Here is a 20,869-nt window from a genome sequence, read left to right on the forward strand (position 1 = left end):
GATGAACCTTTCCTGGACTGCCGTGGCAGATCATACCGAATGATATGTTATTCCTGGCAATTTCTACCATAACAGACGGAAATATCGAACAATTAGAACAGCTCTTCCACCCGATCGGGTCGACACTTTCACCGACCTGATACGGCGGGAGGCCGACATGACCCAGACCCTGACGACAGGCAGAGATCTCGACGATTACGCCCTGATGGACCGATACACGCGCGAGACCGGGCGTGTGCTGCTGACGGGCACGCAGGCGCTGGTGCGCATCCTGCTCGACCAGCGCGACCGCGATCGCGCCGACGGCATCAACTCGGCCGGATTCGTCTCCGGTTATCGCGGCTCGCCGCTCGGCGGCGTCGATCTGGAACTCTGGCGCGCCAAAAAATTCCTGAGCGAACGGCGCATCGAATTCCTTCCCGCCGTCAACGAAGACCTCGCCGCCACCGCCGTGCTGGGATCGCAACAGGTCGAAACCAACCCGGCGCGCGAAGTCGATGGCGTGTTTGGCCTCTGGTACGGCAAGGGCCCCGGCGTCGATCGATCCGGCGATGCCTTGAAGCACGGCAACGCCTACGGCTCCTCGCCGCATGGCGGCGTGCTGGTCGTTGCCGGCGACGATCATGGCTGCGTGTCGTCATCGATGCCGCACCAGTCGGACGTCGCCTTCATGGCGTGGTTCATGCCGACCCTTAGTCCGTCGAGCGTGGCCGAATATCTTTCGTTCGGCGAGTATGGGTACGCGCTGAGCCGCTTTTCCGGCATGTGGGTCGGATTCAAAGCGATCTCGGAAACGGTCGAATCCTGCGCCTCGGTCGAATTGCCGCCGCGCCGCCTGTTCAACCCGCCGGCATTCGAACCGCCCGCAGGCGGCCTGCACTACCGCTGGCCGGACCTTCCCGGTCCGCAGATCGAGCAGCGGCTGGAAGCCAAGAAGAACGCGGTGCTAGCCTTTGCCGCCGCCAACCCGATTGATCGCCGGATTTACGACATCCCCGACGCCACCTATGGCATCGTCACGACAGGCAAGGCTCATCTCGACCTGATGGAAGCCTTGCAACTCCTGGGCTTAACCGAATCCGAATGCCGGCGGCTTGGCATCGACATCTACAAGGTCGGGATGGTGTGGCCGCTGGCACATCACGACGCACTGGAATTCGTCCGGGAGAAGCGCGAGATCCTCGTGATCGAGGAAAAGCGCGGCATCATCGAAAGCCAGTTCAAGGAATATTTCTACGACTATCCCGGCCACAAGCCGGAGCACATGGCCGGCAAGAGCGATGAAAACAATGACCCGCTGGTGCCCTGGGTCGGCGAATTGTCGCCGCGGCTGCTGGCGCCGATCGTCGCCAAGCGGCTTGACCTGATTTTCCCCGGCCTCGACCTCACATCGCGCGCCGAAAAACTGCTCCGCCCAAGTGCGGAGATCATCAACATATCAGGCGCAACGCGCACACCCTATTTTTGCTCGGGCTGTCCGCACAACACGTCAACGAAGGTGCCCGAGGGATCGCAGGCGCTGGCCGGCATCGGCTGTCATTTCATGGCAAGCTGGATGGATCGCGACACGAGTTCGCTGATCCAGATGGGCGGCGAAGGCGTCAACTGGATCGCCTCCTCGCGCTTTACCGGCGGCAAGCACGTGTTCCAGAATCTCGGCGAAGGCACTTATTACCATTCCGGATCGATGGCGATACGCCAGGCCGTGGCCGCCAAGGCCAACATCACCTACAAGATTCTGTTCAACGACGCGGTCGCGATGACGGGCGGGCAGCCCGTCGACGGGCCGATCAGCGTGACTGCCATCGCCCACGAAGTTCGTGCCAACGGCGTGACGCGGATTGCGATCGTGTCCGACGCGCCCGACAAATTGCACGCGAGCGATTTTCCCAACGGCGTAACGATCCATCCCCGCGCGCAGCTGGATGCCGTGCAGCGCGAACTGCGGCAGATCGCCGGCGTATCCGTTCTGATCTATGAACAGGAATGCGCCACCGAGCGGCGGCGCAAGCGCAAGCGCGGCCAGGCGCCCGAGCTGAAGAAATTCGCCGTCATCAATGATCTCGTCTGCGAAGGCTGCGGCGATTGTTCGGTCGAGTCCAACTGTCTCAGCGTCGAGCCAAAGGAGACGCCGTTCGGCCGCAAGCGCCAGATCAATCTCTCGACCTGCAACCAGGATTTTTCCTGCGTCAACGGCTTTTGCCCGAGCTTTGTCACCGTTGAAGGCGCGACCCGCCGCAAGAAACAGGGAGCCGGCATCGATGCGATGGTGCGCGCGAAGGCGCTGTCCGAGCCAAACTTCGTTTCACTGGAAAACCCGTTTAACCTGCTGGTGACCGGCGTCGGCGGCACCGGCGTCATCACCGTCGGCGCATTGATCACGATGGCGGCGCATCTGGAGGGCAAGGGTGCATCGGTCCTCGACTTCACCGGCTTCGCTCAGAAATTCGGTCCGGTGCTGAGTTTCATCCGGCTCTCGAATAACCCTGACGATATCCATCAAGTCCGGATCGATCAGGGAGCGGCGAACGCGCTGATCGGATGCGATATCGTGGTAAGTTCCTCGCCGAAGGCTTCCGGCACCTATGGACCGGGCATGCGCGCTGTCATCAACACGGCCGAGATGCCGACCGGTGACATCGTGCGCAATCGCGATGCCAGCCTGGAGGCGGTGGCGAGACTTCGGCACCTCGAACGCGTCGTTGGATCGGACAATTTCAGGAGTCTTGACGCGAACCGGCTATCCGACGCGCTGTTCGGCGACACGGTTTTTGCCAATGTGATCATGCTCGGAGCGGCGTGGCAGCAAGGATTGGTGCCGGTCACACTGGAAGCGCTGATGCGCGCCATCGAGTTGAATGGCGTTGCGATCGAACAGAACAAGCAGGCTTTTGCCAGCGGACGGCTCGCCGCAGCGGATCGTGATTTTGTGACGTCGCTCTTAGGGCAGACCAAAAAGGAAGAGACGCTGGACCAAGTCATCTCTCGCCGTGTCGACTTCCTCACCGCCTATCAGGATGCAGCCTATGCCGATCGTTACCTCAAATTCGTCGGTCAAGTCCGCGCCGCCGAGGAACGCCACGTACCCGGCTCGCAGGCGCTAACGACCGCCGTCGCTCGGTCCCTCTTCAAGCTGATGGCCTACAAGGACGAGTACGAGGTGGCGCGGCTGCACATGGAAACCGGGTTTCAGGAAAAGCTGCGGCAGGAGTTCGAGGGCGACTTCGCGATCAAATATCATCTCGCGCCACCGGTCCTGTCGTCCGGAAAGGACGCCCGCGGCCGGCCGCTCAAGCGTCAATTCGGGCAATGGATACAGACCCCATTCCGGATTCTGGCGCGGCTCAAATTCCTGCGCGGCACCGCGTTGGACGTGTTCGGCCATACGCACGAGCGCCAGATGGAGCGCGGCCTGATCGACTGGTACGAAAAATTGATGACCGATCTGGCGCCGTGGATTTCACCTGACACCATCGAACGCTTGGTCAAGATCGCCGCCGCCCCGATGGATATCCGCGGATACGGCCCCGTGAAGACGGAAGCCGTGGCGAAAGTACAGAAGGAGACGGAGGATTTGCTCCGTCTCCTGAAGTCGTCAACGCCCGAAAGCCGCGCGGCCTAACGGGCTTCTTCAAATCCGGCGAGGACAGAAGTGAGATTGGCGCCGAGAATGTCGGAGAGGTATCCGCCCTCCTGGACGAACACGGTCGGGAGCCCGAGCCGCGCGATGGCGGCGCCGATGCGCCGGAAGCCGGCGGTGGTCACGGCGAGCCCCGCGAGCGGATCGTGCTCCGACGCATCGAGACCGAGCGCCACGACCAGCGCGCCGGGTGCAAAGGCATCGATCGCTTTCTTTGCAACGCCAAGCGACGCTATGTAGCCGTCATCGCCGGTGCCAATCGGCAAGGGAATATTGAGATTGGCGCCGAGACCCGGACCCGCGCCGCGCTCGTGCGCGTAACCCCACACGAACGGATAATACGACGTGGGATCGGCATGGATCGAAACCGTAAACACGTCAGGTTGTTCGTAGAAGATGCCCTGCGTGCCGTTGCCGTGGTGGACATCGACATCGAGAACGACAACACGTTCGTGGCGCTGGCGCAAATGCGCCGCCGCGATCGCGCTGTTGTTGAAGAAGCAGAAGCCGCCCGCCATATCGCGGTAGGCGTGATGACCGGGCGGACGGCAGAGCGCATAGGTCGCGTCTTCGCCGTCGAGGACAAGCTGGGCCGCCGTCGTTGCCACATCCGTTGCCGCGCAAGCCGCAGCAAAGGTACCCGGACCGATCGGAGCGGCGGTATCGGCGGTATGCCAGCCGAGCCGGCCGACGATATGGGTCGGGTAGGTCGCGGCGTGGCGCACCGGATGGATGTTGGCGATCATTTCCGGACCTGCATTGCCGAGCGCGGACCAGGCCTCCCAGGCTTCGGCGAGAAAGCCGAGATATTCCGGACTGTGAATCCTTGCACGTGGGCCCTGCCCGAACATCGTGGGCGCAACCAGTTCGTGCTTGCCGGCCTTCAATCCCGCGAGCAGCCGGTCGGCACGTTCGGGCTGTTCGGTGGTGCGCTGGACGACGCCGCGCACCAGAAAGAATTGCGGATCGTGGCTGCGGTGCAGTTCAGTGTAGACGGCCTTCACGCGAATACTCCTGTTTTCTGTAAATGAAATCTGGCGCGCACCAGCGAGCGCCGCCGGCTAAGCGGGAATCTCCCGCACGAGTTTTCCGACTTCGCGCCACGCGTGACCGATGTGATAGTCGATATGCGCCACGATACGTTCGGGATGGCCTTGTTCGATGGCCGCGAGCACGGGTTCGTGCGTGCGGGCGATTTCATGCGGATCGTCGTACAGCCGGCCGATCAGGCCGATCACCATGCGCATTTCCGATGCGAGATCGTCGAACAACCGCAACAGCCGCCGGTTCGCCGCGATCTCGCAGATCAGGCGGTGAAACCGGTAGTCCTCCTCGACCTGCCTTGCGGGATCCTCGAGATCGGCGGTCTGGTGCAGCACGTCGATCTGCCGCCGCAGCATGTCGCGCGTCTCCGGCGTGAGGTTGCGCGCGGCGAGCACGGCCGCGTGCCGCTCGACGCACAGCCTGAGATCATAGATGTCGTCGATATCGTCGGCGGCGAATTTGCGGACGAAGAAGCCGCGGCGCGGACTGGCCACCAGCAGTCCCTGCTGTTCCAGCAGCCGCGCGGCCTCTCGCACCGGCGCCCGGCTCACGCCAAGCTCCCTCGCGATCCCCGCTTCCACGACTTTGGAACCCGGCGCCAGCCGGCCTTCGACCACCGCCTGGGTCAGAAGACGGGCGACCTGACCGACCAGATCGGTGTCGGCGAGGGCTGGCAGCCCGACCGGCGGAGACAGTGTGCGCATCAAAATGGTCCGTTTTGGCCCGTTCTCGTCAGGTTTTGAGCCGGTTTTACCACTTGTACATTATTTAATCGTCGATTGTCGACAGTTTAGTCTTGCCATGAGCCGTGTTGCGATGCAACCCTTGGAACAGTTCCAAGAGGTGCATTCCCATAATGACAGCCCACGTACCGCCCCCGGCCATCAAGGACGGAACCCGGCAAGCCCGGATCGATCTCGCCGCCGCCTACCGGCTGATTCACCGGCTCGGCCTCGACGACAGCATCTACACCCATATCTCGGCCCGGCTGCCGGGCAGCCATGACCGCTTTCTGATCAACCCCTACGGCCTGCGGTTTGAAGAGGTCACCGCGTCCAATCTGGTCACCGTCGATATCGACGGCAACGTCATCGACGACCCGATGAACCTCGGCATCAACCCGGCCGGATTCACCATTCACAGCGCCGTGCATGCGGCGCGAACGGATGCTGCCTGCGTGCTGCACACCCACACCGTCGCCGGCGTCGCGGTGTCCTGCCAGAGAGAGGGACTGCTCCCGCTCAATCAATGGTCGATGCAGTTCACCGACTGCCTCGCCTATCACGACTACGAAGGCATCGCGCTCGACCTGGATGAGCGCGAGCGGCTTGTCGCCGACCTCGGCGACAAGTTCGTCATGGTTTTGCGCAACCACGGCGTGCTCACCTGCGGCCGCTCAGTCGCCGAAGCCTTCAAGCTGATGCACAATCTGGAGCGCTCGTGCCGCGCCCAGCTCGCGGTCCAGGGCGCGGGCGCCGAGATCGTGCCGCTCTCCGCATCCGTCGCCCGCAAGACCGCGGACCAATACGCGACCTTCTACGACAGCATCGAACTCAACGGTGTTCCCGACATCGAATGGGTCGCCTTCAAGCGGATGCTGGAGCGCACCGATCCGGATTTCATGAACTAGCCGCACACTCAAACTTCAACGCAACGCGCGCCGCTCAGGCGATCAAGAGAGAGATGTCATGCTGAAGCAATTTGTTATGGGTCTTGCTGTGGTAGGCGGCCTTTCCGGCGCAGCCCTTTCAAGCACAGCCTTTACCAGCACAGCCTTTGCGCAAGAGCCGAAGGCAGGCGGCGTCGTCAATGCCGTGATCCAGCCCGAACCGCCAGGCCTGATGATGGGCATCGTGCAGAACGGCCCGACCCAGATGGTGTCCGGCAATATTTATGAAGGCCTGCTGCGCTATAGCCCGAAGCTGGAGCCGCAGCCGGGTCTGGCCGAAAGCTGGAGCGTCAGCGAAGACGGCAAGGTCTACTCGTTCAAGCTCAGGAAGGGTGTCACCTGGCATGACGGCAAGCCGTTCACGTCGGCCGACGTGGCGTTCTCGATCGAATTCCTCAAGCAGACCCATCCGCGTGGACGCAACAATCTGGTCCAGGTCGACAAGATCGAGACGCCCGACGAATCCACCGTCGTGTTCACGCTGAAGCAGCCGTTCGGGCCGTTCCTCGGCATCTTCGAAGTCGGCTCGATGCCGATGATTCCGAAGCACATCTATGAAGGAACCGACTACAAGACCAACCCGGCCAACAATACGCCTATTGGCACCGGCCCTTTCATGTTCAAGGAATGGCAGAAGGGCTCCTTCATCCGGCTGGTCAAGAACCCGAACTACTACATCAAGGGCAAGCCGAACCTCGACGAAATCTACTGGCACGTCATTCCCGACGCCGCGGCGCGATCGGTGGCGTTCGAGACCGGCAAGGTCGACGTGCTGCCGGGCGGTTCGGTCGAGAATTTCGACGTTCCGCGCCTGAGCAAACTCAAGAACGTCTGCGTCACCGGCGCTGGCTGGGAATTCTTCAGCCCGCATTCGTGGCTGTGGCTCAACAACCGCTCCGGGCCGACGGCCAACAAGAAATTCCGTCAGGCCGTGATGTTCGCGATCGACCGCAATTTTGCAAAGGACGTGATCTGGAACGGCCTCGGCAAGGTCGCGACCGGCCCATCCGGCTCTTCGATCAAGTACTACACCGACGCGGTGACGAAATACGATTTCAACCCGGCGAAGGCGAAGGCACTGCTGAAGGAGGCCGGCTACAATGGCGAGAAGGTTCGCCTGCTGCCGCTGCCCTATGGCGAAACCTGGCAGCGTTGGGCCGAGGCCGTGAAGCAGAATCTGCAGGACGTCGGCATCAATATCGAAATGGTGGCGACCGATGTCCCCGGCTGGAATCAGAAAACCGCCGACTGGGACTACGATATCGCCTTCACCTATCTGTACCAGTACGGCGACCCCGCGCTCGGCGTCGGCCGCAATTACGTCTCGAGCCAGATAACGAAGGGCTCGCCGTTCAACAACGTCGAGGGCTATTCGAATCCGGAGATCGATCAACTGTTCGCGGACGGCGCCGTCGCCTTCCCGGATTCCAAGCGCCAGGAGATCTACACCAAGGCGCAGAAGATCCTGACCGACGACGTGCCGGTGGCATGGCTGCTCGAACTGCAGTTCCCCACCATCACCCGCTGTAACGTCAAGAACCTCGTCACGACCGCGATCGGCGTCAATGACGGCTTCCGAGACGCATGGATCGAAAAGTAACTCCGTAACATCCAGATCGCGGCGGCGCTCCGGCGTCTCGCCGCGGTCGGAAATTCCAACACCACGCCTCGAACGCAGCGGAAATCCACACGATGCTCGCATTCATTGCCCAGCGCATTGGCAAGGCCGTCATCGTCCTGCTGGCAATTGTCGTCCTCAACTTTTTCCTGATCCGGCTGGCGCCCGGCGATCCGGCGCTGGTGATGGCCGGTGAAGCCGGCGCCGGCGACCAGATCTTCCTCGCCCAGCTCCGCGAAAAATTCGGCCTCGACCAGCCTCTGCCGGTGCAACTGTTTCTTTACGTCAAGGGCATCGTCAGTCTCGATCTCGGCTTTTCGTTCCGCCAGCAAATGCCGGTTTCAAAGCTGATCCTCGACCGGCTTCCCGCCACCCTGCTGCTGACCGGCACCGCGTTTGCGATTTCACTCGCCTTCGGCGTCCTGTTCGGAACGCTGGCGGCGCGCCGCGCAGGCAGCTGGACCGATACCCTTATCACGGTCCTGGCGCTGATCTTCTATGCCACGCCGCTGTTCTGGGTCGCGCTGATGGCGATCCTGCTGTTCTCGGTCACGATGGATTGGCTGCCCAGCTTTGGCTACGAGACGGTGGGTGCTGGTTACACCGGGCTCGCCCACGTGCTGGATGTCGGCGCCCATCTGATCATGCCGGCGACGACGATCGGCCTGTTCTTCATGGCCACCTACGCCCGCATGACGCGCGCCTCGATGCTCGAGGTCAAGCGGCTCGACTTCGTCAAGACCGCCCGCGCCAAGGGTTTGCGTGATGCCGTGATCCAGCGCCGTCACGTGCTGAGGAACGCGCTGCTGCCGGTCGTGACATTGGCCGGATTGCAGGCGGGCACGCTGGTCGGCGGCGCCGTGTTGACCGAAACCGTGTTCGCCTGGCCCGGCATCGGCCGCCTGATGTACGAGGCGCTGCTGCAGCGCGACTATAATCTGCTGCTGGGCGTCTTCGTCGTTTGCTCGGCGATGGTGCTGGCCTTCAACCTGATCACCGACCTGATCTACCGCTCGGTCGATCCCCGCATCGAGTTCGCCGCATGAGACAGTTCTGGAGATTGATGCTCCGCAATCCCGGTGGCCTGATCGGCCTCGTGATCCTGACCATCGCGATTGTGGTCGCGGTGTTCGGTCCCTTGCTGTTTCCGACCTCGCCCTGGCGCATGGTGCAGCGGCCGTTCCTGCCGCCGTTCACGCTGGCCGGCCTGCCGCTCGGCACCGACGCGCTCGGCCGCGACGTGATGGCGGGCATCATCTATGGCGCCCGCGTCTCGCTGCTGGTCGGGCTCGTCTCGACGCTGGCGGCGCTCGCGGTCGGCATTCCCATAGGCGCCGCGGCCGGCTATTTCGGCGGCCGGATCGGTGACGCCCTGATGCGCTTCACCGAATTCTTCCAGACCGTGCCGAGCTTTGCACTGGCGATCGTGCTGGTCGCCGTGCTGCAGCCGTCGATCGTCTCGATCGTGATCGCGATTGCCATCGTCAGCTGGCCGCCGGTGGCGCGCCTCGTCCGCGGCGAGGTGCTGTCGCTCCGCACCCGCGAATATGTGCAGGCGGCGATCGTGACCGGGCAGACCAACAGCTGGATCATCTGGCGCGAGATCCTGCCCAACGCCCTCTCCCCCGTCATCGTGCTGGCGTCGCTGATGGTCGCCACCGCGATCCTGCTCGAATCCTCGCTGTCGTTTCTCGGCCTTGGCGATCCCAATCTGATGTCGTGGGGCTACATGGTCGGCGCCGGCCGCACCGTCATTCGCCAGGCCTGGTGGATCACGGTGTTTCCCGGCGTCGCCATCCTGATCTCGGTGCTGGCGCTGAACCTGATCGGCGAAGGCCTCAACGATGCGCTCAACCCGCGTCTCAACAAGGACGGGCGCTGAGCATGTCTGACGCTGCCGTAGTCATCAAAGACCTCAAACTGGCGCTGCCGCCCGGCAGCGACCGCGCTTACGCAGTGGACGGCGTGTCGTTCGAGCTCACCGCCGGCAAGATCCTTTGCGTCGTCGGCGAATCCGGCTCGGGCAAGTCGATGTGCGCGCATGCCCTGATGGGCCTCTTGCCCGACACCGTGATCGCCGAGGCCGGCGAAATCACCTTTGGCGGCCAAAACCTGCTGACCCTCGACGCGGATGGCTGGCTGGGCTTGCGTGGCCGCCGCGTTGCCATGGTGTTTCAGGAGCCGATGACGGCGCTCAACCCGTTGATGCGGATCGGCGACCAGATCGCCGAGATGTTCGAGGCGCATGGTCTGTTGACGCCGAAGGAACGAAGACAAAAGGCGCTCAGCCTGCTGCGAGAGGTCGGCCTGCCCGACCCCGAACGCAGCGTGCGCGCCTATCCGCACCAGCTCTCCGGCGGCCAGCGGCAGCGCGCGATGATCGCGATGGCGCTGGCGCTCGAACCGGCCGTGCTGGTCGCTGATGAACCGACAACCGCGCTCGACGTCACCACGCAGGCGCAAATCCTGAAACTGATCCGCGACCTGCAGCGCCGCCGCAACATGGCCGTCATGTTCATCACCCATGATTTCGGCGTCGTGGCCGACATCGCCGATCGCGTTGTCGTGCTCCAGCACGGCAAGGTGGTCGAACAGGGCGCAGCCGACGACGTGCTGCAGCGTCCGCAACATCCCTATACCCGGGCGCTGCTTGCGGCCGTTCCGAAGCTGCAGCCGCCGGCGCGCGTTTCCCGGCTCGATCGGCCGAAAGTGGTCGAGGTGATCGGTATCGAGAAAACCTATGTCAGCGGCGGCGGCTGGTTTCAGCCGACGCGTAGCGTCCAGGCCGCCAAGGAAGTCAGTTTCGACATTTTTCAAGGCGAAACGCTCGGGCTGGTCGGCGAATCCGGTTCCGGCAAATCTTCCATCGCGCGCCTGATCATGCGGCTGATCGAGCCGGATCGCGGTACCGTCCGGCTCGGCGAAACCGACCTGACGCGCATCAACGGCAAGGCGCTGCGCGAGCAGCGCAAGCGCATCCAGATGGTGTTTCAGGATCCGTTCGCGTCGCTCAATCCGCGCCGCAAGGTCGGCAACATCATCACCGATGGCCCGATCGCGCACGGCGCGGAGCCTGCGGCGGCGCGACAACGCGCCCATGAATTGCTGGGTCTGGTGGGCCTCAATGCGAGTGCGATGGAACGTTTTCCACACGAATTCTCCGGCGGCCAGCGGCAGCGGATCGGGATCGCCCGGGCTTTGGCGCTCGATCCGGAAATCCTGGTGGCCGATGAGGCCGTCTCCGCGCTCGACGTCTCCGTGCAGGCGCAGGTTCTGAACCTGCTCGAAGACCTCAAGACGCGCCTGGGGCTGTCGATGCTGTTCATTACCCATGATTTGCGGGTGGCAGCCCAGATCTGCGACCGGATCGCGGTGATGCAGCGCGGGTCCATCGTCGAGCTCAGGCCTGCCGCAGCACTGTTCTCCGCTCCCGAGCACCCTTATACGCGCGAACTTCTTGCCGCGGTGCCCGGCCAGATATCATCTTCCAAGGCGGCGTGAACGATGCGTTGTGCGCTCGTCAGCAGCAGCCTCGATATCAGAGGCTACCTCGGCACAGAATTCGCTCGCATCGCCGACCGCATCGAAATCGTCGATCATCGCCGCAACGGGTCCGACGCGGACATCAGCCTTGCGATCGCGTGGCACCCGCCGGCCGACGCCTTCGAGCGTTATCCGAACCTGAAGGCGGTCTGTTCGATCGGCGCCGGCGTCGACAATATTGTCGCCTGCCCGAGCCTGCGGCCGGATATCGACGTCGTTCGCATCGTCGATCCCCTGCAGGCGCAGACGATGTCAGGCTTTGTCATCTGGCATGTGATCTCGCATCAGCGGCGTTTTGCAACTTATCTGGCCCAGCAGCGTAACGGAATCTGGAAGCGCCTCCCGCAGCGTGCCGCGCAGGACGTGCCGGTCGGCATCCTCGGTTACGGCGAAATCGGCCAGCGCGTTGCCGCCGACCTTGCGCAGCTCGGTTTCCCCGTCATGGCGTGGAGCCGGACGGCGAAGCCGACGCCCGCCTCCGTCCGGGGATTCCACGGCCCCGCCGGCCTCGCTGCCATGCTTGGCGAAAGCGAGGTGCTGGTGAACCTGCTGCCGCTGACGCAGGAGACCCAGGGCATTCTCAACGCAGAACTGTTCGTCCGCATGCGCCGCGGCGGCTATCTCATCCAGGTCGGACGCGGCGAACATCTGGTCGATGCGGACCTGCTGGCCGCGCTGGAGAGCGGTCAACTCGACGGCGCCGCACTCGACGTGTTTGCGGCCGAACCGCTGGCGCCGGCCCATCCGTTCTGGCATCATCCCAAAATCGTCGTGACGCCACACGACGCCTGCGAAGTCCGGGTCGAGGCCGTTGCGACCACGGTCGTCGCAACCGCCGACGCAATACAAACCGGCCGACGGCCGCCGAACGCCATCGACCGCCAGCGCGGCTATTGACCGGTCGCACGCCCAAAGGACACTGCGGTGCCAGACTCCTCTCCCGCGATTGACGCGGCACATCCGATCGATGGCCTGCGCGCCGCATCAAGCATTCCGGAATCGCTCGCCAAGCAATTGGCGGCCGAACATTACGGCTTGCCCGTCACGGTGCGTCGCCTCGACAGCGAGCGTGATCAGAATTTTCGCCTGCGGACGCCGGATGGCCGCGAATATGTGCTGAAGATCGCGAACCCCACAGAGGATCGCGCGGTCACGAATCTGCAGACCGAAGCCCTGGTTCAGCTGGCCGCCGCCGACCCCGGCCTGCCGGTGCCGCGCATCTTCCCGGCGTTGAACGGCGCAAAGGAACTCGATATCGGCTTCGACGACGGTTCGACCAGGGTGGTGCGTCTGTTGTCCTTTCTTGCCGGAACGCCCTTCCACACCGTCGAGAGTTCAGCGGCACTGCGGCGCGACCTCGGCCAGTGCGCCGCACGGATGGCGCGGGGGCTTTCCAATTTCCGGCATCCCGGCGCCAACCACAAGCTGCTGTGGGATCTTCAGCACGCCGCCGAATTGCGTCCGCTGATCGACGCCGTGCCGGCCGACCGACGCACTCTCGTCGAGCGCACCCTCGACCGGTTCGAGACGCACGCCCTTCCCGTGCTGTCGGACCTGCCCAAACAGCCGCTTCATAACGATCTCAACCCGCACAATATCGTCGTCGATTCCGCCAACAGCGAGCGCATCGCGGGAATCATCGACTTTGGCGACATGACATCGACCGCCCGCGTCATCGACCTCGCCGTGACGGCGGCGTACCAGGTCGTCGATGGCAACGATCCGCTCGCGCCCGCCTGCGACATGATCGGGGCCTACCATGCGGTCATGCCGCTCGACCCGATCGAATTCGAGATCTTGTTCGATCTGATCGCGACGCGCATGGTCATGACCATCGTAATCAGCAGCTGGCGGGCCATCCGCTATCCCGGGAATCGGGATTATATTCTACGCAACAATCCGGCGGCCTGGGGCAGGCTGCAGCGAATCGCTGGTATTCCCCGGGCCCAGGCCCGGCAGCAGATTCAGTCTGCCTGCAATTCGGAGTAAGATAGATGTCCACCAACCATGAGGCTGCTTCGGCCAACGACTTGATCGCACGGCGCAAGCGACTGCTCGGACCGGCCTACCGTCTGTTCTACGAACAACCGGTGCAGTTTGTCCGCGGCGAAGGCGTGTGGCTCTACGATCCCGCAGGGAATGCGTATCTGGACGCCTATAACAACGTGGCGTCGGTCGGCCACTCGCATCCGCACGTCGTGCAGGCGATCGCGCGGCAGGCCGCGGTGCTGAACACCCATACGCGCTATCTGCACGAGACCGTGCTCGATTATGCCGAAAAACTCCTCGCCACCTTCCCGGCCGCGATCAGCCAGATCATGTTTACCTGCACCGGCAGCGAGGCCAACGATCTTGCGCTGCGCGTGGCCCGCACCTGCACCGGCGGCACCGGCTTCATCGTGACGGAAACCGCCTATCACGGCGTCACCAGCGCGCTGGCCGAGCTGTCACCTTCACTCGGGCTGCCGATGGCGAAGGACAGCCACGCCCGGCTGGTGCCGGCGCCGCGTTCTGCCGGCGACGACACCGGTGAGACCTTCGCACGGCACGTTCGCGGCGCGCTCGACGACATGCGCAAAAACGGCATTCGCCCGGCCGGACTGTTGGTCGACACGATCTTCTCCAGCGACGGCGTGTTCGCTGATCCCGCGGGCTTCCTGCGCCCCGCGGTCGAAGCGGTGCGTGCGGCCGGCGGCATCTTTATCGCCGACGAGGTGCAGCCCGGTTTCGGCCGCACCGGCGAGCAGATGTGGGGCTTTGCCCGCCACGGTCTCATTCCCGATCTGGTCACGATGGGCAAGCCGATGGGCAATGGCCATCCGGTCGCCGGCATGGCCGCGCGTCCGGAAGTGCTGGCCGAATTCGGCGCGCGCTCACGCTATTTCAACACCTTTGGCGGCAATCCCGTCTCGGCGGCGGCCGGAATAGCCGTGCTCGAAGTGATCGAGTCCGAGGGCTTGCTTGCGAATGCACAGCGCGTCGGCGCCTATCTGCGTGAACAGTTTCGGCAACTGCAGGCGCGCCATCCATTGATATCAGAGGTGCGCGGCGCCGGATTGTTCTTTGGCGTGGAACTGCGGCAAGGCGGTCCCACCGGAACGCCGGCCGCCAGCGAAACCGCAGCCATCGTCAACATGCTGCGCGAGCGGCACGTGCTGATCAGCGCCGCCGGACCGCAAGCCAATGTTCTCAAGATCCGGCCGCAGCTGGTGTTCACCACTGCGCATGCGGACGTGCTGGTCGAGAAACTCGATCAGGTTTTGCAGGCGCTGAAATAGCCGCAAAGCAACTAGGTAAGCGCGCGGACGGCCTTGAAGCCGTGCGAGGCCGCCTCCAGCGCCGCGTCGATATCGGCGGCTTGATGGGCCGATGACAGGAACATGTTGTGCACGGGATGAAAGAACGCGCCGTGCCGCAAAGCCGCTGAACAGAACGCCCGGCCTTTCTTCACATCCGGATCGGCGTCGAACAGCATCAGCGGCATCTGCGGCGGGCCACTCTGGCGGATCGCGACGCCGTGCTGGTTCGCCAGCGACGCCAGCCCCTCGCGCAGCCGCAGGCCCATGGTGCGGATATGCCCGGGCACATCGGTTTCCCGCGCGATCCGCAGCGTCGTCCGTGCCGCCGCCATCGCCACGGTGCCGCACCAGAACGAGCCTGTCACGAACACCTTTGTTGCCGCCTCGCGGAATTTGTCATTGCCGGTCACTGCCGCCAGCGCGTAGCCGTTGGCGATTGCCTTGCTCCAGGCGGCCAGATCCGGCCGCACGCCGAGCGCCTCCCAGCTTCCCCTGATATCGAGCCGCAGCCCGGTGCGCACCTCGTCGAGAATGAGCGCGGCGTCAGCGGCGTCGCACGCGCCGCGGGCAGCGGCGGCGAATTCGCGCGTCGGCAATTCGAGATCGCGGGCGATATCGTGTCTGAAGCCCGTCACCACGATCGCGGCAAGATCCTTTCCCGCTTCATCGACCGCCGCCTGCAGGCTCGCGACGTTGTTATACTCGAAGTGCAGCAGGTGCGCGCGGTCTTCGCTGGTGACGCCGGCCACGCTCGGCGAGCACCAGGGCAGCGCGCCGTGATAGCTGCCCTTGGCGACTAGCACCTTGCGCCGACCGGTGCCGGCCCGTGCGATGGTCACGCAGGCCGTGGTCGCGTCACCGCCGTTCTTCTGGAACATCGCCCAGTCCGCATGCGGCACCATCGCGACGAAATCTTCGGCCAGATCCACCATGACTTCGCCCGGCCCGTTCAGACAATCGCCCAGGGCGGCCTGCGCCTCGGCCGCGGCCTGCACTTCGGGGTGGCGATGGCCGAGCAGCACCGGCCCCCAGCTGCACATGAAGTCGATATATTCGCGCCCGTCGACGTCGCGCACCCGGCATCCCTCGGCGGAGGCGAAGAACTGCGGATAGCCTTCCGGCAGCCGCGCAGCGTTGAGATGTCCCCACATGCCGCCGGGCACCACGCGCTGGGCTCGCGCCCGCAACATCGCATCCGCGCTCTGTGTTTCGCTCAATACCGCTGCTTGCTTGTTCATGGCGTCCTCTTGGTGTGCGCTTATTGTTTTTCTCGCGTGCCGCAGACGTGGTCGCTCCCCGCTTCGATGAGGGGGGAGGCTCCATCCCGCCATCAAAGCATCGCATGCGAATAACGGCAAGGTGCCGACGAAATGCGAACCCGTTCCGGTGCAGCTATCAGGCATGGCATTGCATGCGCGCATGCGTATGATGCGTCCGCCGCAAGAACAACAAATCAGAAAAGCTCGGGAGCGCCCTGTGACCGCAACCTCCAACCGGATCAATCCAGCCGATCACCTGCCGGACTATGTCAGCCCGGCGCAGGTGAAGGGGCTGCTCGGCCATGTCGACATCTGGCGCGATGCGTGGGGCATCCCGCATGTCCGCGGCGGCACCTTTCAGGATGCATTCGCCGGGCTTGGATTTGCACAGGCGCAGGACCGGCTCTGGCAGATGGAAGCGCTGCTGCGACGCGGCACCGGCCGATATGCCGAATGGCTCGGCGCCCGCGCTGTTGCCGGCGATGTAATTGCCCGGCAGATGAATGGCGACGCCGCCTCGCGCCGTGACTACGCCCTGCTCGGCGACGAGGCCAAGGCGATGCTGGTGGCGTACGCGCGCGGCGTCAACGCGTTCATCGCGCTGCGCCGATGGCCGGTCGAATACAAGATCCTCGGCTGCGAACCGATGGCCTGGGAGCCCTGGCATTCCATCGCGGTGATGCGGCAAATCGGATTCCTGATGGGATCGGTGTGGTGGAAGCTTTGGCGCGCCGCGGCGCTGCCTGTCGTCGGCGCCGACAACATCGCAAAGCTGCGTTTCGATGATGGCGGCAGCGATCTGCTGTGCGTGCCGCCGGGCGTCGAAGGCAAGCGGCTCGCGGCTGTTCTTGCCGATCTCAAGCCCGGCATAACCGCCCTGCTGGCGACCGCGCAGGAGCAGATGGGCGCGGAGCTCGACGGCGGCAGCAACAATTGGGCGATCTCGGCCGAGCGCACCGCGACCGGCCGGGCGATTGTTGCCGGCGATCCGCACCGTTTATTGGAGATGCCGAACATGTACGCACAGGCGCATCTCGCCTGCGACGAGTTCGACGTCATCGGCCTCACCGTCCCCGGCGTGCCCGGTTTCCCGCATTTCGGGCACACGCCCAATGTCGCCTGGTGCGTGACGCATGCCTTTGTCGACATCCACGATCTCTATGTCGAGCAATTCGACGCCGACGCCCGCCACTATCGCTTCAAAGGAGAGATGCTGCCCGCGACGCATCGCCCCGAGACCATCAAGGTGCGCAACGGCAATGACGTCACGATCAACGTCGTTGAAACCCAGCATGGTCCCGTCATCGCCGGCGATCCCATGAAGGGCACTGCGCTGGCGCTCAAGTCTGTGCAGTTCGCGGTGCCTGATTCGTCGTTCGATTGCATGGTGCGGATGCTGCGCGCCAAATCGGTCGAGCAGTTATACGAAGCGACGCGCGGCTTTGCGCTGATGGACCACAATGTCGTTGCTGGCGACACGTCAGGCAAAATCGGCCATCGCGTGCGCGCATTGGTGCCGAAGCGGCCGCGCTCCAATGGCTGGCTGCCGGTGCCGGGCTGGACCGGCGAGCACGAATGGGACGGCATGGTACCGTTCGAGGATATGCCGCACACGATTGCGCCGGATAAAGGAATGATCGTGACCGCCAATAATCGCGTGGTGGAGCCCGAGCGCGAACCATATCTCTCGACCGACCCGATGCCGCCGCACCGCACCCGCCGCATCTGGCTGCGGCTCAAGGAATTGAAGCGGCCCTCGCCCGAGCAGATGCCGGCCATTCACCGCGACCTTCTGAGCATTCCCGCCATCGAAATCCGCGAACGCCTACGCGCGATCGGGCTGCCGGCAAAGACGAAGCAATTGTGCGACCTGATCCTCGGCTGGGACGGCGAGATGCGCGGCGACTCGGTCGCGGCCGCGGCGTATTCCGCCGTCCGGCTGGAACTGACAAAGCTCGCGCTTCGCCGATCGGGCCTCGACAAGACCGCCGACAGCGATTTCACCAAGGTGGCACCGGGACTGTTTCCGGAAGTCCAGTTCTGGTGGACGCTGCCGCAACTGCTGCGCAGCAATGACGAGAGCCTGTTGAACGGCGCGACATGGAATGAGCTGCTGCGCGAGGCTGTGGTCACGGTGTCGAAGAATGCGCCGACCGCCGATTGGGGCACGCTGCATACGCCAAAGCTCAAGCACGCACTCTCGGCCGCTTTCCCCGATCATGCCGGCCAGCTCGACAAGGATTGCGCCAAGATATCCGGCGACAATGATTGCGTATTCATGGCGGGATATTCGATGAAACTTGGCTTCCAGGCCACCTCGTCTGCACTGTCCCGCTACGTCTTCGACGTCGGCGCATGGAACAACTGCCGGTGGATCGTCTTCCACGGCGCGTCGGGCCATCCGGCCAGTCCGCATTACGCAAACCAGAACGCGACATGGGCGAAAGGCGAAATGGTGCCGATGCTCTACGATTGGGAAGCAATCAAGCGCGGGGCGAGTTCACACCAGACACTCAGCAGGTGACCTAGCGCGGCACCACGGCCGTCGCCTCGATCTCGACCCGTGCGGCCTTCTCAACAAGCCGCACCACCTGTACCAGCGCCATCGCCGGGTAATGCGCGCCAAAAGTTTCGCGATACACTTTTCCGAGCGCTTTCAGGTTCGCCAGATATTCCTCGATGTCGACGACGTACCAGGTCAGCCGCACCAGGTGTTCAGGCTTCGCGCCTCCCTCGGCGAGGATCGCGGAGATGTTCTCCAGCGTCTGGCGCACCTGCGCGATGAAGCCGTCGGCCAGAACGTTCTCGGCGTCCCAACCGATCACGCCGCCGGTCACCACCAGGCGGCCGTCGGCGGCCATGCCGTTGGCGTAACCCTTCGGCACCGGCCAGCCGCTCGGCTGCAGGATCTGCAAGCCCGAAGCCGGCACCTCATCCTTCGCCACCGGCAGCACCGCCAGCGTGGACCCTTTTTGCGTGCTCACAAAAATCTCTCCATCACTTCCAATTTATTCATTCCGCGGCCATGCCCGCTGAGGCCGGATTGGCTTGCGCCATCTCCCGCAGAGCGAAACGCCGCAACTTGCCGGTCTCGGTCTTGGGCAGTTGCGCGACGAATTCGATCGCGCGCGGATATTTGTAGGGCGCGATCTCGCGCTTGACGTGATCCTGCAACGCCGTCACCAGCGCCGCGTCGGCGTCGATACCGGAAGCGACCACAATGTAGGCCTTGACGATCATGCCGCGCGCCTCGTCGGGCGCGCCGACGACGCCGCATTCGGCGACCGCCGGATGCGTCAGCAGTGCGGCTTCGATCTCGGGGCCCGCGATGTTGTAGCCGGAGGAGACGATCATGTCGTCCGACCGCGCCACGAACGACAAGCGTCCCTGCTCGTCGCGGACAAAGGAATCACCGGTCAGGTTCCAGCCGTCGCGCACATAGTTCGATTGCCGTGAATCCGCGAGATAGCGACATCCGGTCGGGCCGCGGACCGCGAGCTTGCCGACCGTGCCCGCCGGCAATTCCTTCATGTCATCGTCAACGATCTTGGCCTCGTAACCGGACACCGGGAGCCCGGTCGTTCCCGCGACGGCCTCTCCAACCCGGTTGGTGATGAAGATGTGCAGCAATTCGGTGCTGCCGATGCCGTCGAGAATTGGCTTTCCGGTCTTGCGGGTCCAGCTGTCGAACACCGGCGCCGGCAAGGTCTCGCCGGCCGACACCGCCAGCCGCAACGACGACAGATCCGCGCCCTTGTCCATCGCGGCCATCATCGCGCGATATGCCGTTGGCGACGTAAAGCAGATCGTGGCCTTGTAGGTCTCGATGATCTTGACCATCTCGGGAGGTGAAGCGTTTTCCAGCAAAGTCGCGGTGGCACCGAACCGCAATGGAAAGATCGCAAGACCGCCGAGGCCGAACGTAAACGCCAGCGGCGGCGAACCAACGAACACATCGTCTTCGGTGACGTTGAGAACTTCCCGCGCATAGCCATCGGCCACGATCAGGAGATCGCGATGGAAATGCATCGTCGCCTTCGGATCGCCCGTGGTACCCGAGGTAAATCCCAGCAGCGCGACATCATCCCGTCCGGTCTTGACGGCGTCGAAGCGGACCGGCTTGTTGAGCGCCACCCGATCGAGTTCGGCGTCATGGTTCGACGTGCCGTCGAAATTCACCACCTGCTTGAGAAACTTGCTGGTCTTGGCGCAGGCAACCAGTTCGTCGGCGATGCGGCTGTCGGTCAGCGCCAGCGCGATCTCGGCCTTGTCGATGATCTTGGTCAACTCACCGGCGCGCAGCATCGGCATGGTGTTGACGACAACGGCGCCCGCTTTGGTCGCCGCGAGCCATGCCGCCACCAGCGCGGGATTGTTGCCGGAACGGATCAGCACGCGGTTGCCGGGCTTGACGCCGTAATTCTCCACCAGCGCATGCGCCAGGCGGTTCGACCAATCGGCGAGTTCCTTATAAGTCCGCTGGCGGCCATTGCCGATCAGCGCAGTGCGATCACCGAAGCCTTTCTCGACGATCCGGTCGGTCAATTCGACCGCGGCGTTGAGATATTCGGGGTATTGAAATTCCGGCCGGTCGAGAACCAGTTCCGGCCATTGGTCCGGCGGCGGCAGATTTCGCCGCGCGAAATCATCGACATGACCCGATGGGCCAAGGTTTGATGTTCTACCTGACATTTTCCATCGCCCTCGTGTTGGGGGTGAAAGGCTCGAGAAGGTCGTCCGGCAGCGCTCACTTTCCTAATCATTTTATACTTAAAGTAATTTGGCGCAAGGGCCCAG

Annotated in this window: 15 protein-coding genes; 10 read left to right on the forward strand and 5 right to left on the reverse strand. The window is 63.6% G+C overall.

Annotated elements, in window-relative coordinates:
* The first annotated feature begins 157 nt into the window (after positions 1 to 157).
* Complete coding sequence (locus JQ567_RS31900; protein WP_212442500.1) at positions 158 to 3,622, forward strand: indolepyruvate ferredoxin oxidoreductase family protein; 3,465 nt, start codon at positions 158 to 160, stop codon at positions 3,620 to 3,622.
* Here JQ567_RS31900 and JQ567_RS31905 read toward each other — a convergent pair.
* Positions 3,619 to 4,644: a histone deacetylase family protein gene (locus JQ567_RS31905; RefSeq protein WP_212442501.1), complete on the reverse strand. Its 1,026-nt coding sequence runs from the start codon at positions 4,642 to 4,644 to the stop codon at positions 3,619 to 3,621. The genes JQ567_RS31900 and JQ567_RS31905 overlap by 4 nt on opposite strands.
* Positions 4,645 to 4,701: 57 nt before the next feature.
* The gene (locus JQ567_RS31910; protein ID WP_212205668.1) at positions 4,702 to 5,388 is read right to left on the reverse strand and encodes a GntR family transcriptional regulator; all 687 of its coding nucleotides are present in this window, start codon (positions 5,386 to 5,388) and stop codon (positions 4,702 to 4,704) included.
* A gap of 152 nt (positions 5,389 to 5,540) precedes the next feature.
* Between JQ567_RS31910 and JQ567_RS31915 the strand changes: the two genes are divergently transcribed.
* The 8 genes from JQ567_RS31915 to JQ567_RS31950 all read left to right on the forward strand — a co-directional run bounded on the left by JQ567_RS31915 (position 5,541) and on the right by JQ567_RS31950 (position 14,792).
* Positions 5,541 to 6,314, forward strand: coding sequence for a class II aldolase/adducin family protein (locus tag JQ567_RS31915; protein ID WP_212442502.1), 774 nt, complete (start codon positions 5,541 to 5,543; stop codon positions 6,312 to 6,314).
* A 58-nt stretch (positions 6,315 to 6,372) separates the two neighbouring features.
* Complete coding sequence (locus JQ567_RS31920) at positions 6,373 to 7,953, forward strand: ABC transporter substrate-binding protein (RefSeq protein WP_212442503.1); 1,581 nt, start codon at positions 6,373 to 6,375, stop codon at positions 7,951 to 7,953.
* 92 nt (positions 7,954 to 8,045) lie between these two features.
* Positions 8,046 to 9,017 carry an ABC transporter permease gene (locus JQ567_RS31925; RefSeq protein WP_212269094.1) on the forward strand — a complete coding sequence of 324 codons (972 nt, stop codon included), beginning with the start codon at positions 8,046 to 8,048 and terminating at the stop codon, positions 9,015 to 9,017.
* A complete protein-coding gene (locus JQ567_RS31930; protein ID WP_212442504.1) occupies positions 9,014 to 9,853 on the forward strand; it encodes an ABC transporter permease in 840 nt (279 codons plus the stop codon). The genes JQ567_RS31925 and JQ567_RS31930 overlap by 4 nt, the downstream gene beginning before the upstream one ends.
* A 2-nt stretch (positions 9,854 to 9,855) precedes the next feature.
* Positions 9,856 to 11,472 carry an ABC transporter ATP-binding protein gene (locus JQ567_RS31935; RefSeq protein WP_212442505.1) on the forward strand — a complete coding sequence of 539 codons (1,617 nt, stop codon included), beginning with the start codon at positions 9,856 to 9,858 and terminating at the stop codon, positions 11,470 to 11,472.
* A gap of 3 nt (positions 11,473 to 11,475) precedes the next feature.
* Positions 11,476 to 12,411 carry a glyoxylate/hydroxypyruvate reductase A gene (locus JQ567_RS31940; protein ID WP_212442506.1) on the forward strand — a complete coding sequence of 312 codons (936 nt, stop codon included), beginning with the start codon at positions 11,476 to 11,478 and terminating at the stop codon, positions 12,409 to 12,411.
* 150 nt (positions 12,412 to 12,561) lie between these two features.
* Entirely contained in the window at positions 12,562 to 13,503 is a 942-nt protein-coding gene (locus JQ567_RS31945) for a phosphotransferase (RefSeq protein ID WP_312017503.1), read from the forward strand.
* Between the two features lie 5 nt (positions 13,504 to 13,508).
* The gene (locus JQ567_RS31950) at positions 13,509 to 14,792 is read left to right on the forward strand and encodes an aspartate aminotransferase family protein (RefSeq protein WP_212442508.1); all 1,284 of its coding nucleotides are present in this window, start codon (positions 13,509 to 13,511) and stop codon (positions 14,790 to 14,792) included.
* An 11-nt stretch (positions 14,793 to 14,803) separates the two neighbouring features.
* Here the strand turns inward: JQ567_RS31950 and JQ567_RS31955 are convergent, their stop codons facing one another.
* Complete coding sequence (locus JQ567_RS31955; protein ID WP_212442509.1) at positions 14,804 to 16,051, reverse strand: aminotransferase class III-fold pyridoxal phosphate-dependent enzyme; 1,248 nt, start codon at positions 16,049 to 16,051, stop codon at positions 14,804 to 14,806.
* Between the two features lie 238 nt (positions 16,052 to 16,289).
* Here JQ567_RS31955 and JQ567_RS31960 point away from each other — a divergent pair, with 238 nt between their 5' ends.
* Complete coding sequence (locus JQ567_RS31960) at positions 16,290 to 18,596, forward strand: penicillin acylase family protein (protein ID WP_312017501.1); 2,307 nt, start codon at positions 16,290 to 16,292, stop codon at positions 18,594 to 18,596.
* 1 nt (position 18,597) lies between these two features.
* Here JQ567_RS31960 and JQ567_RS31965 read toward each other — a convergent pair whose 3' ends face one another.
* On the reverse strand, positions 18,598 to 19,056 hold the full coding sequence (locus JQ567_RS31965; RefSeq protein WP_212442510.1) for a RidA family protein: 459 nt from the start codon (positions 19,054 to 19,056) through the stop codon (positions 18,598 to 18,600).
* A 28-nt stretch (positions 19,057 to 19,084) separates the two neighbouring features.
* The gene (locus JQ567_RS31970) at positions 19,085 to 20,764 is read right to left on the reverse strand and encodes a benzoate-CoA ligase family protein (RefSeq protein WP_212442511.1); all 1,680 of its coding nucleotides are present in this window, start codon (positions 20,762 to 20,764) and stop codon (positions 19,085 to 19,087) included.
* Positions 20,765 to 20,869 lie beyond the last annotated feature (105 nt).

This window comes from Bradyrhizobium sp. AUGA SZCCT0431 (assembly GCF_018131065.1).
Taxonomy (GTDB): Bacteria; Pseudomonadota; Alphaproteobacteria; order Rhizobiales; family Xanthobacteraceae; genus Bradyrhizobium.

Excerpts from the sequence above, each read along its gene's own strand:
- JQ567_RS31935 (WP_212442505.1), top strand. The coding sequence starts at position 9,856 with ATGTCTGACGCTGCCGTAGTCATCAAAGACCTCAAACTGGCGCTGCCG.
- JQ567_RS31940 (WP_212442506.1), top strand. The coding sequence starts at position 11,476 with ATGCGTTGTGCGCTCGTCAGCAGCAGCCTCGATATCAGAGGCTACCTC.
- JQ567_RS31915 (WP_212442502.1), top strand. The coding sequence starts at position 5,541 with ATGACAGCCCACGTACCGCCCCCGGCCATCAAGGACGGAACCCGGCAA.
- JQ567_RS31900 (WP_212442500.1), top strand. The coding sequence starts at position 158 with ATGACCCAGACCCTGACGACAGGCAGAGATCTCGACGATTACGCCCTG.
- JQ567_RS31955 (WP_212442509.1), bottom strand. The coding sequence starts at position 16,051 with ATGAACAAGCAAGCAGCGGTATTGAGCGAAACACAGAGCGCGGATGCG.
- JQ567_RS31925 (WP_212269094.1), top strand. The coding sequence starts at position 8,046 with ATGCTCGCATTCATTGCCCAGCGCATTGGCAAGGCCGTCATCGTCCTG.
- JQ567_RS31930 (WP_212442504.1), top strand. The coding sequence starts at position 9,014 with ATGAGACAGTTCTGGAGATTGATGCTCCGCAATCCCGGTGGCCTGATC.
- JQ567_RS31970 (WP_212442511.1), bottom strand. The coding sequence starts at position 20,764 with ATGTCAGGTAGAACATCAAACCTTGGCCCATCGGGTCATGTCGATGAT.
- JQ567_RS31920 (WP_212442503.1), top strand. The coding sequence starts at position 6,373 with ATGCTGAAGCAATTTGTTATGGGTCTTGCTGTGGTAGGCGGCCTTTCC.
- JQ567_RS31910 (WP_212205668.1), bottom strand. The coding sequence starts at position 5,388 with ATGCGCACACTGTCTCCGCCGGTCGGGCTGCCAGCCCTCGCCGACACC.
- JQ567_RS31950 (WP_212442508.1), top strand. The coding sequence starts at position 13,509 with ATGTCCACCAACCATGAGGCTGCTTCGGCCAACGACTTGATCGCACGG.